Annotated in this window: 14 protein-coding genes; 6 read left to right on the plus strand and 8 right to left on the minus strand. The window is 69.3% G+C overall.

All coding sequences use genetic code 11. The annotated features are described in order from the left end of the window. Window positions 1-58: 58 nt before the first annotated feature. Both ACWF94_RS19745 and ACWF94_RS19750 read right to left on the minus strand, forming a co-directional pair. Window positions 59-1,528 carry a zf-HC2 domain-containing protein gene (locus tag ACWF94_RS19745; RefSeq protein WP_453489653.1) on the minus strand — a complete coding sequence of 490 codons (1,470 nt, stop codon included), beginning with the start codon at window positions 1,526-1,528 and terminating at the stop codon, window positions 59-61. Further along, complete coding sequence (locus tag ACWF94_RS19750) at window positions 1,525-2,106, minus strand: sigma-70 family RNA polymerase sigma factor (protein WP_453489656.1); 582 nt, start codon at window positions 2,104-2,106, stop codon at window positions 1,525-1,527. The genes ACWF94_RS19745 and ACWF94_RS19750 overlap by 4 nt, the downstream gene beginning before the upstream one ends. Before the next feature lie 304 nt (window positions 2,107-2,410). Between ACWF94_RS19750 and ACWF94_RS19755 the strand changes: the two genes are divergently transcribed. Beyond that, entirely contained in the window at window positions 2,411-2,797 is a 387-nt protein-coding gene (locus tag ACWF94_RS19755; protein ID WP_453489659.1) for an STAS domain-containing protein, read from the plus strand. Window positions 2,798-2,962: 165 nt separating this feature from the next. Beyond that, on the plus strand, window positions 2,963-3,478 hold the full coding sequence (locus tag ACWF94_RS19760) for an EF-hand domain-containing protein (RefSeq protein ID WP_453489662.1): 516 nt from the start codon (window positions 2,963-2,965) through the stop codon (window positions 3,476-3,478). 23 nt (window positions 3,479-3,501) lie between these two features. Here the strand turns inward: ACWF94_RS19760 and ACWF94_RS19765 are convergent, their stop codons facing one another. After that, on the minus strand, window positions 3,502-4,011 hold the full coding sequence (locus ACWF94_RS19765) for a hypothetical protein (RefSeq protein WP_453489665.1): 510 nt from the start codon (window positions 4,009-4,011) through the stop codon (window positions 3,502-3,504). Continuing rightward, window positions 4,011-4,502 carry an ATP-binding protein gene (locus ACWF94_RS19770; RefSeq protein WP_453489668.1) on the minus strand — a complete coding sequence of 164 codons (492 nt, stop codon included), beginning with the start codon at window positions 4,500-4,502 and terminating at the stop codon, window positions 4,011-4,013. The genes ACWF94_RS19765 and ACWF94_RS19770 overlap by 1 nt, the downstream gene beginning before the upstream one ends. Window positions 4,503-4,770: 268 nt before the next feature. On the opposite strand from ACWF94_RS19770, the gene ACWF94_RS19775 reads away from it, so the two are divergent. Together ACWF94_RS19775 and ACWF94_RS19780 are read left to right on the plus strand one after the other, a co-directional pair. Then, on the plus strand, window positions 4,771-5,658 hold the full coding sequence (locus ACWF94_RS19775) for a DUF5753 domain-containing protein (protein ID WP_453489671.1): 888 nt from the start codon (window positions 4,771-4,773) through the stop codon (window positions 5,656-5,658). Window positions 5,659-5,688: 30 nt separating this feature from the next. Next, on the plus strand, window positions 5,689-6,024 hold the full coding sequence (locus tag ACWF94_RS19780; protein ID WP_453489688.1) for a DUF397 domain-containing protein: 336 nt from the start codon (window positions 5,689-5,691) through the stop codon (window positions 6,022-6,024). A 118-nt stretch (window positions 6,025-6,142) separates the two neighbouring features. Here ACWF94_RS19780 and ACWF94_RS19785 read toward each other — a convergent pair whose 3' ends face one another. Both ACWF94_RS19785 and ACWF94_RS19790 read right to left on the minus strand, forming a co-directional pair. Beyond that, window positions 6,143-6,598 (minus strand): MarR family winged helix-turn-helix transcriptional regulator, encoded by a 456-nt coding sequence (locus tag ACWF94_RS19785; protein ID WP_453489674.1) that lies wholly within the window; start codon window positions 6,596-6,598, stop codon window positions 6,143-6,145. A 239-nt stretch (window positions 6,599-6,837) separates the two neighbouring features. Then, complete coding sequence (locus ACWF94_RS19790) at window positions 6,838-7,812, minus strand: helix-turn-helix transcriptional regulator (protein ID WP_453489677.1); 975 nt, start codon at window positions 7,810-7,812, stop codon at window positions 6,838-6,840. Between the two features lie 151 nt (window positions 7,813-7,963). On the opposite strand from ACWF94_RS19790, the gene ACWF94_RS19795 reads away from it, so the two are divergent. Then, window positions 7,964-8,359 (plus strand): RidA family protein, encoded by a 396-nt coding sequence (locus tag ACWF94_RS19795; protein WP_453489691.1) that lies wholly within the window; start codon window positions 7,964-7,966, stop codon window positions 8,357-8,359. A gap of 76 nt (window positions 8,360-8,435) precedes the next feature. Here the strand turns inward: ACWF94_RS19795 and ACWF94_RS19800 are convergent, their stop codons facing one another. Both ACWF94_RS19800 and ACWF94_RS19805 read right to left on the minus strand, forming a co-directional pair. Next, window positions 8,436-8,759 carry a hypothetical protein gene (locus ACWF94_RS19800; protein WP_453489679.1) on the minus strand — a complete coding sequence of 108 codons (324 nt, stop codon included), beginning with the start codon at window positions 8,757-8,759 and terminating at the stop codon, window positions 8,436-8,438. Then, on the minus strand, window positions 8,725-8,949 hold the full coding sequence (locus ACWF94_RS19805; RefSeq protein ID WP_453489682.1) for a hypothetical protein: 225 nt from the start codon (window positions 8,947-8,949) through the stop codon (window positions 8,725-8,727). Before ACWF94_RS19805 ends, ACWF94_RS19800 begins: the two co-directional genes overlap by 35 nt. A 390-nt stretch (window positions 8,950-9,339) precedes the next feature. On the opposite strand from ACWF94_RS19805, the gene ACWF94_RS19810 reads away from it, so the two are divergent. Next, entirely contained in the window at window positions 9,340-11,574 is a 2,235-nt protein-coding gene (locus tag ACWF94_RS19810) for an MMPL family transporter (RefSeq protein ID WP_453489685.1), read from the plus strand. Window positions 11,575-11,654 lie beyond the last annotated feature (80 nt).

Raw genomic sequence — 11,654 nt, forward strand, 5'->3', positions numbered from 1 at the left:
GCTCGCAGGCCCCGGGCCCGGTCATCGCGGCAACCGGTTCAGCTCCAGCCGATTCCCGTTACAGCCTGCTCAGCGACGCCGCCGCGAACAGCACCTCCTTGATCGCCTCCCGGTCGCCGTCCTGCCCGGCCGCGGCCTCCTCCGGTGACACCTGGCCCGCCACCAGTCGGCAGAACTCCACTCCGTCGAGCGCCACCTGGGCCACCGCGTGCTCGGACGACCCCAGCGCGGCGGGGGAGTCGAGCGCGATGTACCAGTTGCCGCCGCCCGCGCCCTCGACCTCCAGATGGAGTGAGCGGCCGGGTGCGCCCGCCGCGACCAGGTGTTTGGCCAGCCCGGCGAGACCCGCGCGGCGGCGGTCGGCGAGCGCGGCGGGCAGCAGCCTGGCCGCGAGGTCGATCATGCGGTGCAGATGCTTGCCCCGGGGCGGGGCGTAGGGGTAGTCGACCGCGCCCGCGATGTCGTCCGCGTGCATCCAGCACTCGAAGGCCCGGTCCAGTAATGAGTCCCGCAGCGGCAGCGCGAAATCGCCGTACGACACCGACAGTTCGGCCACCCCGCGGCCCGCGAACGACACCGTACGGATCAGGGTGTGGCTCTGCTCGCGCCAGGGGCCGTGGGTCTCGCTCGTCGCGGGGACGAGTTCCGTACGCCAGAACTTCTCCGTACGCTCCGTCGGCGCCTTCGGCGCGCTGCGCCCCAGCGGATCGTCCAGGCCGAGCGCACTCGCCACCAGTCCGTCCACCGTCATCAGATGACCTATGACCCCGGCCACCGTCGTCCGCCGGCTCGTCGCGCCCTCGCCGTCGAACCATTTGAGCCGGACCGGAGCCTGCCACTCCGACTCGCCTATGTCGCGCAGCAGCGCGTCGAGCCGGGCGGTCTCCGCGTCGTACGGGGACGCCCAGTCCGGCACCGGGATACGGGCGGGCCGGCGGCCGAGGCAGTTCTCCAGGACCCGGAACCGGAGCAGCGGGTCGAGGTCGAGATCGCGGTCGGTGTGCAGCAGTTCCACGGCGTCGCGCAGCCGCAGCGCCTCGTCGGCGCAGGGGGCGCATTCGCCGAGGTGGGCCTCGACGGCCGCCGTCTCATCGGCGGAGCAGGCGGCCAGCGCCCAGGCGCCGAGCAGGGATTTCAGCATGCTGTGGGACGGCGTCTCGTCTGCGCTGCCGGTCGGTGGGGACATGGCGGCCTCGGGCGGGGTAGTGGTGGGCTCGGCGGGCCTCCCGGGCGGCGGCGTCGTCTCGGCGGTGCCTCCGGGCGGGGGCGGGGGCGGTTCGAGATCGTCCGCCGCCGCGCGGGGGCCAGGTATGCGCGGAATGCCCTGGACGTCCTCGCGCCCGTCGTCCCTCGCGCCGTTCCCGCTGCGTCCGCCGTGTCCGCCGTGTCCGCCGTGTCCGCCGTTCCAGCCGTTCCCGCCGCCACTGCCGTCCCGACCGTCCCGGCCGTCTCCGCCGCCCCGGCGGCCACCGCCATTCGGGCCCCCACCGCCGCCCCGGCCGTTCTCACCGTCCGCGGGCCCGTTCACAGCGAACGTCCGAGGCCGGGCGGCGCTGAGCCCTCCAGCGGGCGCGTATGGGCGGTGGAGAGCAGTTGCAGCCCCAGCCGCAGCCTGCGCCGGGCCTCGTCCTCCGTCACCCCGAGGTCCGCCGCGGTCTGCCGGTAGTCCCTGCGCTCGAAGTACGCCAGCTCCAGCGCGGCCCGCAGGGGCGCGGGCATGGAGGTGACGATGTAGTCCGCACGGGCCGCGACCGCCGCCTGCCGCACCTTCTGCTCCAGCTCCTCCGCCGACCCTCCGCCGCCCTCGGCGAGCGCCGCCGCCTCCGTCTGCCGCAGCCGGTGCACGGCCTGGCTGTTGGTGAGCTTCGCCACCCAGGAGCGCAGGGAGCCCTGCTTGGGGTCGTAGGCGTCCGGGTTCTCCCAGATGTAGCCGAAGACTTCACGTGTCACCTGGTCCGACGCGTCCTCGTCGTCGAGCACCCGGTGGGCCAGCATGTGCACGAGCGAGGCGAACCTGTCGTACAGCTCACCGAGCGCCGCGGCCTCACCCCGCGCCAGCCGCTGCTGCATCTTGCGGTCCCAGCGCGGCTGTGTGTCCTTTGCCATACGGCCCCCAAGCCTTGCCCGTGCGTAGTTCTCTGGTACCTGTCCGTGTTGCCGCCCCTTTCGAATGTAATGCGAGCGGCGAGGAACGCACTCCCCTTTGCTTCAAGTGCGCCCCCCGGGGAAGGTCGAAGTGGTAAAGGGGGCTGGAGGAGTCCGTGGGAATCCGAAGCACCCCGAGGGACCCTGCCACCGACTGGGGGTTTTATGCCTGGACGGCTGGGAATGCGCGTCGGAAGGGCAGAATCCGTTCCCGGTACGAGGGCGTACTGGCACCCGGTACGAGGGCGTAGGAGGAGGTTCGGCAGTGACGCTGGAAGTGAACGAGACCCGGCAGGGCGGATGGACCGTCGTGCACATTCGCGGAGAGCTGGATCTCGTGTCCTCGCCGGTGGTCCGCCAGCATGTCCACGCCGCCGTGGCGGAGGGCCACCGGGACGTCGTGCTCGACCTGTCCCGGGTGCTGTTCTGCGACTCCAGCGGCGTCGGCGTCCTCATCGCCGCCCGCCGTCTCCTCCACTCCTGCGGCGGCCGGCTCCGCCTCATCCTGCCCACCCAGCGCCCCGCCGAGGACGCCCATGTGAACCGGGTGCTCGGCGCGCTCGGGGTCCGCCGTCTCTTCGAGGTCTACGAGGACATCGGCTCGGCCACGGACTCGCCCCCGGGCGCGGGCGCGGAACCGCTCTCGGCCTGAGCCGTGGGCCGCTCCCGGCTTGAGCCCTGCGGCCCGTTTCCGGTGGCCCTCGGGGGGCGCGCGGGCTCGTCGCCGACACCCCTCCCGGCCGACCGCGCCAGGTCCGATCCAGCCAATTGGCGGGTACTTGCACGCGTCAGCCGCGCGGGGCCGTACTCTCCCCGCATGGACAGCGCAGAGTACGAGCGCAAGATCGCGTCTCGCTTCGCCGCCTTTGATCAGGACGGCAACGGCTATATCGATCGTCAGGACTTCAGCGGGGCAGCCGCCGCACTGCTCGCCGAGTTCTCGACCACCGCACGCTGTGAGAAGGGCCAGTCCCTCTACAGCGGCGCGGAAGCGTTCTGGCAGGGCATGGCCGGAATCGCGGACGTCGACGGCGACCAGCGTGTCACCCGCCAGGAATTCATCACGGGCGCGGTGAAGCGGCTGCGCGACAACCCGGAGCGCTTCGCCGAGATCGCCCGGCCCTTCCTGCACGCGGTGGTCGCCATCGCGGACGAGGACGGCGGCGGGGTCACGACCTCCGCCGCCGAGCGGGTGCTGAAGGTGCTGGGCGTCGAGCCCTCCGTCGCGTCGGAGGCGGTCCGCGCCCTGGACGCGGACGGCGACGGCCGGATCAGCGAGGAGGAGATCCTCTCCGCCTTCGCCGCGTATTACGTCACGCCGGAGCACCCCTAGGGCCTTCGGAGCACCCCTAGGCCCTACTGGGTCGTGTCGTGCCCGACGGGCGGACGACATTCCCCGGCTTCCGCCGGGGGCCCGGGCACCACCGCCCGCCCCCGGGCCAGGGCCTTGCCGTGCCCGTCCCTCCGGTCCGGCCCACCGGGGAGCCCGGCCGTCACCGGTTCGTACTCGGGGTCGGCGAACTCGAAGCTGTGCCCGCCGGGGTGATCCTCGAAAAGGGTGCAGGCTTCGTTGTCGCCGCCGGGCCGGCCGTTGTCGGCGGGGCAGTCGGCCAGATTGGCGACGTACTCCGGCTCCCGGTCGCCCTCCCAGCGGGCCCAGACCTCGCCCTCGCCGCCGTCGTCCAGTTCGCGTACGAGGTCGAAGTGAGTACCGGTGCCGTGGGCTTCGAGCCCGCAGCGCAGCCGGGTGGTCACCTCCAGCGGGTGCCCCGGCTCACCGGCCGTGATCTCCAGCGCGAGCACCAGCAGCCGCAGCGGCAACACCGCCCCCGCCGCGCAGACGATCCGCTGCTCCCGCTCCGGCATCACTCGCCCCCCGCCACGGCGAGCAGGCACCACGTACGGGCACCGTCCGCCGTAACCCCCCAGGCGTCCGCGAGCACCTCCACCAGCCGCAGCCCGCGCCCGCTCTCGTCCTCGGGCCCCGCCTCCCGGGCGCACGGCCGCTGAGCCCCGCCCCCGCTCGCCACCTCGATCCACACATACGCCTCGGTCCGCGCCAGCCGCACCCCCACCGCGCCGCCACTCCCGTGCTGGAACCCGTTGGTCACCAGCTCGGTGATCAGCAACTCCACCGTCTCCGCCAGCCCCTCCAGCCTCCACAGCCCGAGATGCACCCGCCCGGCCCGCCGCATCAACCCGGGCCACGCCCTGTCGTGCTCACTCATCGGCCCACCGGCTTTCGCGGTCCGGGCCAGGCTCACATCGAACGCGGTCACCGTCCCCGGGGGATGGAGATGGACGGCGCCGGGGTGCTGGACGGTGGGCGCGTCCGCGCGGGTGGCTGTGATGGGCATGAGGGTGCCTCCGGGGGAGTGAGTGGGGGGCGCGCGCGAGGGCCCGCAAGCCCTCTGGTCAGGGAACTCTGTCCCTGCGCGCTTGTTCTCAACTACCGTGGCGGGTGGAGCAAACCGCTTGCAAGCGGTACACCCCTGAAAGTTCAGCAAGTGCCAGAAGTGGACTATGCGCGGGGGTGCGCAAGGGATTTCGGCACCTGCGCAGGAGCCCAAAGCCCATACACAGAGCGGTACTTGACACGCACAGAGGAACTGGGAGGGTGCACAGGTGGGAGCGAAGCGCGGAGCCACCGGGCGTCGGCTGGAGTTAGGCATCCAGCTACGGCAGTTGCGGGAGAACTGCCCGCCGATCGAGGAGAACAGACTGAAGGGCATGACCCGGAAGGAAGCGGTTCGGGGTCTGAAGGACCTCTCGGAGCCGACCCTTGCCCGGATCGAACTCGGGGAACTGAACTTCCGCCGCAACGTGGGGAACCTGCGGGCGCTGCTCAAGCGGTACAGCGTGACCGATGAGGAACTGGTGAAGCAGCTCATCGAGCTGAACCGGGAGGCGCCGAACGAGGAGTGGCTGACGCAGTACCGCAGTTTTCTGCCGCCGGGGATGCCGCACTATGTGGGGTTGGAGGCGGAGGCGGTCGCCATCGCTGCGTACCACCCGACGGTGGTGCACGGGTTGCTACAGACCAAGGCGTATGCGAGGGCGCTCTATGAAATGGGTCGCCCGGTCGAGGATACGACTGCCGAGTTTGTCAATCGCCATGTCGAGCTTCGTATGGAGCGTAAGCATCGGGTGCTGACGCGAGAGGAACCGGTACGCCTTCGGATCATCCTCGGGGAGGCAGCCTTGCGTATCCCCATTGCTGACGACGAGGTAATGCGCGAGCAGTACGAGGAGATCATCAGGCTGGCGCAACGGGATCACGTCTCGATACAGGTCCTCCCTTTCCGGCGGGGATATCGTTCGAGCCATGACTTCGCCATCTTGAATCTTGGGGAGTTGCCACCTCGCGTTCAGGCAGATAATGCCTGGGGTGCAGTTGCCACGTCCGACAAGCCCAGAGAGGTCAGTCGGTTCACGCGGCGGTTCGATGCGATGGTGGGAGTGGCCCTCGGGGTCGAGGAGTCCATCGATTTCCTGTCGGAACTAGCCAAATAGGTAGGAGCCATTAACATTCACGTCCCGGCGATACGGCTCGCACCGGAAGGTGCCTGGTTCAAGTCTTCCTACAGCGGCGACACTGGCAACAGTTGCGTCGAGGTCGCGGAGCTACCCCCGGACAGCGCCTGGTTCAAATCCACCTACAGCGGCGGCACGGGCGATAGCTGCATTGAGGTAGCAGAACTGACCGACCCCTGGGTCAAGTCCTCGCACAGCGGCGGCACAGGCAACAACTGCGTCGAAGTCGCCACCCTCCCCCACCTCGTCGGCATCCGCGACTCCAAGGACAAGCAGGGCCCCGCCCTCGTCGTCCCCTCCGCCGCCTGGTCGTCGTTCGTGACCTTCGCGGTGGCGACTGGCTGACGCGGGGACCCGTACAACGCGATGCGGAGTGCTCGCCCCCGTACCACGGGGGAGGAGCACTCCGCGTCCGCGTTGCGCCACCAGCACGCTGGGCGCGGCCAAGTGGCGCCGCCGGGTGTCAGCCGGCGGACACGTCGCCGCCCGCGTTGCTGATCATGCGCTGGAGAACCTTAAGGGTGATCAGGTACTCCTCGTCCGGGATACCCGCGTGCACCTTGCTCCGGTTGGCGCGCTGGGTCTCGGCGGCACGCTGGTGCAGCGCTTTGCCCTCGTCGGTGATCCGGAGCCGTCCGTCCCCGTCCGCGACGAGCAGTGCCCGCTCCACCAGGAGGTCGATGTCGGGGGCGAGCCCGGCGCCGACGTCCAGGTTGGCCTGGTTGGCGCTGAACGCTTCGTCCCGGGTGACACCGTTCTCGCTGTGCAGGGCCTGGTGCAGTACCCACCACTGGGGCTGGGTGATCCCGATCGCCGCGAGCCGGCCCCTGGCGTACGCCAACAGCGTCTTGTTCGCCGCCCACGTCCAGTACCCGATCGGCTGGCCCACCAGCTCCGGGTCCTCGTGCGAGTACTCCATCACGCCGCCTTCCGTCTCGGCCGAGTTCGCCTCGCGCGGCGTTCGGGCCCGTCGGTCCCGAACGCCGGAGGTCACCCGGCTCCGTTGCCGTCACACCGACCGTACGACCTCGACTGCGGTTCAGGCCAAGGGTGATCGAGATCACCAGGGCGCGTGGCGCACATTCCGTCACAGCGGCACCGGCGACAGTTGCGTGGAAGTCGCCGCCCTCGTCGTCCGGAGCGGCACGTTCCCACAGCTCAGGACGCGTCTCCGTAGCGGGTGGCGATCGCGGTGGCGCGGTCGCGCAGGGAGGTGCGCAACGACTGCGGGGACAGGGCTTCCGCGTCCGTGCTGAGCTGCCACAGTGCCCATTCGGCGTGTCGTGAATCCTGGAAGGTCACCTCAAGCCGCAGCCAGCCGTCCGCGTCGGGTTCCTCCGCGCGGACGGCGAGCGCGGTGGCCAGCAGTTCCTCCCGCCGCGCGGGGTTCATCCGTATCAGCGCGGTGATGTGGTCGCCGCCTGCGAAGAACCGCGCGGAGCGTTCCCGCCAGATCCGGTCGAGATCGACGCGTTCCGGCCGCTGTGCCGTTTCGGGGAGTTCCTCGGCGGCCAGCACCCGCGACAGCCGGTAGGTGCGGTCCGCGCCGGATCTCGTGGCCAGCAGGTAACTCCGGTCGCGTACGGTGACCAGGCCGATCGGGTCCACCGTGCGCCACTGTGGTGGCTGGCCTGTGGCCGCGTAGTGGATACGCAGTTTGTGTCCGGCGAGCACCGCGCGGCGGACCTCGATCATGGTGGTGTCGGGTACGTCCTCAGTGACCAGCCGACGTGAGAGCAGGTCGGTCTCCGGGTCGACGAGGAATCGCTGGGCCGCGTCGCTCGCGGTGGCCCGGTGGCCTTCGGGCAGTGCGTCGACCACTTTCCGCATGGCCGAAGCGAGCGCCGAGCCGAGGCCGAATACCAGCTCGCCGCGCCCCGATCCGGCGGTCAGCAGGGCCAGGGCCTCGTCGTGGTTCAGTCCGGTCAGCTCGGTCCGGAAGCCGGGCGACAGGGCGAAACCGCCGTGTCGGCCGCGTTCGGCGTAGACCGGGACACCGGCCGCTGACAGCGCCTCGATATCGCGCAGCACCGTACGGGTGGATACCTCCAGCTCGCGGGCGAGCGTATCCGCCGTCAGTCGACCGCGCTGACGCAACAGCAGCACCAGTGAGACCAACCGGTCGGCGCGCATGCGAGGACTTTAACAAAATACATGACTAAGGATGTCGTGTATTGCTGCGAGGCTCGCTGACACGACATCGAAGCCGGCGGCTACCGAATCGATGGACGTACGTAATCCCCATGAATCGAATCGAATCGAATCGAATGGAGCTGACGTGGCAATCGAACGAACGGCGGTCAACCCGGTGACGTGGTCGGTGGAGCTGGGATTCAACCAGGGTGAGGTCGTCTCAGGACACACCCGGACCCTGTACATCTCGGGGCAGACCGCGACGAGCGCCGATGGCGAGGCCCAGCACGACGGTGACATGGCGGCGCAGTTGGCGTTGAGCACCGACAATCTGGAGGCCGTTCTCGGTGAGGCCGGGATGACTCTCGCCAACCTCGTCCGGCTCAATATCTACACGACCGACGCCGATCTGCTTCTCTCGCACTACGGGGTGCTGGCGGCGCGGTTGGCCGCTGCCGGGGTGGCGCCGCCCAGCACGTTGCTCGGGGTGACCCAACTGGCGGTCCCCAGTCTGCTGGTCGAGCTTGAGGGAACCGCCGTGGCGTGATGTGACCTTGCCGTCTGCCTGCTGCTCGTACCGGTTCAACCGGTACGAGCAGCAGGCGTTGGGGGTAGTGAAACGATCAATACGAGGGTGCCGGTACGACGGCCGCCGTCGCCATGCCGTTGTTGCTCAGGGCGATCTCGTCCAGCTCAACGCTGCGGATGAGTACGCCGGGGAAGTCCTCGAAGAAGGAGAGGGCTTCCGCGATGGCCTCGGTGAGAGTCTCCGCTTCGAAGATGCAGGAGAACTCGGCGTGGCCGGGACCTTCTTCGAGACCGATGCGGCCGTCGTTGAAGCGGTCGAGTCCGTCCAGGGTGTCGGACTGTTCAGGGGTGAGCGGCTCCTGAAGGCACAGCTTGAAGTACCACTCACGCACAGCCGCGATGCTTGGTGATGAAGCCATCGATTCGCTTCGCCTCTCCTCCTGCGTTCTGGGGGGTGCAGCTCACGGTGAACGTGCGTCTGCACGGGCAGCAGATCACGTACCCCCATCGATGTCTGTTCTTGTCGTGCGTCACCTTGAGTCCGGCCGCCTCGGCCCTTCTGAGCGCTGCCTCGATGTCCTTCTTCTGATGTCGGTCCCCGAGTCCCATAGGCGTATCTATTACTCCTGCATCAGGCGGGGACAGCGGCGATCGGCCCCGGCTTCACCCCATCGAGTGCCCGCCCCCACCCGCTCCCGCCCCGCCGAGGCAATGGGCGTGACGGATGGCCGACAGACGCCTAGCGGAAGCCTGACAGTGTTCGAAAAAATGAACACTGTCAGGAAAAGCTGGCACTGCTAAAACTTCCTCCACCTCGCTAACGTCGTCAGCGGCGGCGGGAGCGCGACACCACGTTCCGGGTCTGGACCCGCCGTGTCGCCTCGTCGGTATCGGCGCGCGTGCGCCCGCTTCCGGCCCATCAGGTCAGCAGGTCAGCCCGACGGCTGCACGCCGACTGCTTGACGTCTTTTCCCGCAGGAACCCTTAAGGAGACAGCGCGTGTTTGATCGCATAGCCGAACTGGCGATTCGCCGGTCACGGTTGGTACTCGTGGTCGGCGCCCTCGCTGTGGTGCTGATGGGGGTCGTGGGTGGCAGCGCGTTCACCAAGCTGGTGGGGGGCGGGTTCGACGACCCGGATGCGCAGTCCACCAAGGCCGGGCAGGTCATCGAGGACAAATTCGGCGGGGAGACGAACCTGGTCCTGCTGGTCCGCTCCCCCGAAGGGGGCGTCGACACCCCGAATGCGGAGAAGAGCGGCCGGGCCCTGGTGGCCGACCTCAAGAAGGATCAGACGCTTGAGAACGTGATCTCGTACTGGGACACGGGCAGCAGCGCGCTCCGCTCCAAGGACGGGCGGGAAGCCATGGTGCTCGCCCATGTGAAGGGTGAGGACACCGAGCAGGAAGAGAACGTCCAGGCCATTCTCGACGCCTACACCGGGTCGGACAAGAACGGGCTCGACGTCAAGGCCGGAGGCGGCACGGCCGTCGGCAACGACGTGTCGGCGCAGGTGCCCCAGGATCTTCTCCTGGCCGAGCTGATCGCCATTCCCCTGACGCTCATTCTGCTCCTCGTCGTCTTCGGGAGCGTCGTCTCGGCGCTGCTGCCGCTGCTCATCGGCGTCGTCGCGATCATGGGTACGTTCGCCGAACTCGCCATCCTCGGCAGCATCACCGATGTGTCCGTGTTCGCGATCAACCTGACCACGGCCCTGGGGCTCGGACTGGGCATCGACTACGCCCTGCTGATGATCAGCCGGTTCCGGGAGCGGCTCGCGGCAGGGGACGAGGTGGACGACGCCGTACGGCACACCGTGCGCACGGCAGGCCGTACGGTCGCGTTCTCCGCCGCCACGGTGGCCGTCGCGCTCGCGGCGCTGCTGGTGTTCCCGCAGTACTTCCTCCGCTCGTTCGCCTACGCGGGTGTCGGTGTCGTCGTCATCGCCGCGCTCAGCACGCTGTTCGTGATGCCGGCCCTGCTCGCGGTCCTGGGGCACCGGGTCAACAAGGGACGGATGCCGTGGGCGAAGGCCGGGGCGCGCACCAGTGCGCGGGGGCCGCTGTGGGGGCGGCTGGCCGCCACCGTCATGCGGCGGCCCGCGCTCACCGCGCTGCCCGTGCTGGCGATACTGCTGCTGGCCGCGAGCCCGCTGCTGGGCATCAGCTTCGGCACGCCGGACGAACGCGTACTGCCGGAGGACGCCCAGAGCCGCCAGGTCGCGACGGCGCTGCAAAAGAACTTCGACGGCAACGACGACTCGGCCATCCACATCGTGATCGACGGGCCCGTGAGCCAGGCACCGCTGGACGCGTACGCGAACAAGCTGTCCGGGCTCGACGGAGTCGTACGCGTCGAGACCTCGTCCGGAACCCATGCCGACGGACGGTCCACGGCGGCGGGCCCCGCGCGCGCCGCGCTCGGCCGCCCCGACGCTCAGCGGATCAATGTGGTGAGCGGGCTCCAGCCGAAGTCGGACGACGCCCAGGAACTGGTCGAGAAGGTGCGGTCGGTCGAACCGCCCACCGAGACGGCGCCCCTGGTAGGCGGACGCGACGCCGAACTGGTCGACTCCAAGGAGTCCATCGGCAGCCGTATCCCGCTCGCGGCGGCCCTGATCGCCTTCACCACCTTCGTCCTTCTCTTCCTCTTCACCGGCAGTGTTCTCCAGCCGCTGCGCGCGCTGGTCCTCAACGCGATCAGTCTGGGGGCGGCCCTCGGCGTCATGACCTGGATGTTCCAGGACGGCCATCTCTCCTCCCTCTTCGGCTTCACCCCGCAGCCGATGGAAACGTCGATGACCGTGCTGATGTTCTGTATCGCCTTCGGTCTGTCGATGGACTACGAGGTGTTCGTCACCAGCCGGATCAAGGAACTCCACGACCAGGGCGAGGACAACGACACCGCCGTCATCAACGGCCTCGGGCACACCGGACGTATCGTCAGCGCGGCTGCCTGCCTGCTGGCCGTGAGCTTCTTCGCCTTCGGCACGGCCAAGGTCAGCTTTATGCAGATGTTCGGCCTGGGCAGCGGTCTGGCCATCCTCATCGACGCCGTCGCCGTACGCGGCATCCTCCTGCCCGCCGCGATGCGGCTGCTCGGCCGCTCGGCCTGGTACGCGCCTCCCTTCCTGCGCAAGCTTCACGGGCGCTTCGGCCTCAGCGAAGGCGGTCCCGCGCCCGCGCCGGGGACGGCCGGGGGTACGCCGTACGAGAAGGACTCGGCGGGAGTCTGACGCCGCGAGTCCGCACCTGCCCCCGAGACCTGCTCCGAGATCGCCCCCGAGTCCGCCACCCCCCTGAGACCGTGCCCGCC

This window comes from Streptomyces sp. NPDC055078 (genome assembly GCF_053607985.1).

Coding starts and splice junctions, on each gene's coding strand:
- ACWF94_RS19750 (WP_453489656.1), bottom strand. CDS start 2,106: ATGGCAAAGGACACACAGCCGCGCTGGGACCGCAAGATGCAGCAGCGG.
- ACWF94_RS19760 (WP_453489662.1), top strand. CDS start 2,963: ATGGACAGCGCAGAGTACGAGCGCAAGATCGCGTCTCGCTTCGCCGCC.
- ACWF94_RS19765 (WP_453489665.1), bottom strand. CDS start 4,011: ATGCCGGAGCGGGAGCAGCGGATCGTCTGCGCGGCGGGGGCGGTGTTG.
- ACWF94_RS19770 (WP_453489668.1), bottom strand. CDS start 4,502: ATGCCCATCACAGCCACCCGCGCGGACGCGCCCACCGTCCAGCACCCC.
- ACWF94_RS19785 (WP_453489674.1), bottom strand. CDS start 6,598: ATGGAGTACTCGCACGAGGACCCGGAGCTGGTGGGCCAGCCGATCGGG.
- ACWF94_RS19790 (WP_453489677.1), bottom strand. CDS start 7,812: ATGCGCGCCGACCGGTTGGTCTCACTGGTGCTGCTGTTGCGTCAGCGC.
- ACWF94_RS19800 (WP_453489679.1), bottom strand. CDS start 8,759: ATGGCTTCATCACCAAGCATCGCGGCTGTGCGTGAGTGGTACTTCAAG.
- ACWF94_RS19805 (WP_453489682.1), bottom strand. CDS start 8,949: ATGGGACTCGGGGACCGACATCAGAAGAAGGACATCGAGGCAGCGCTC.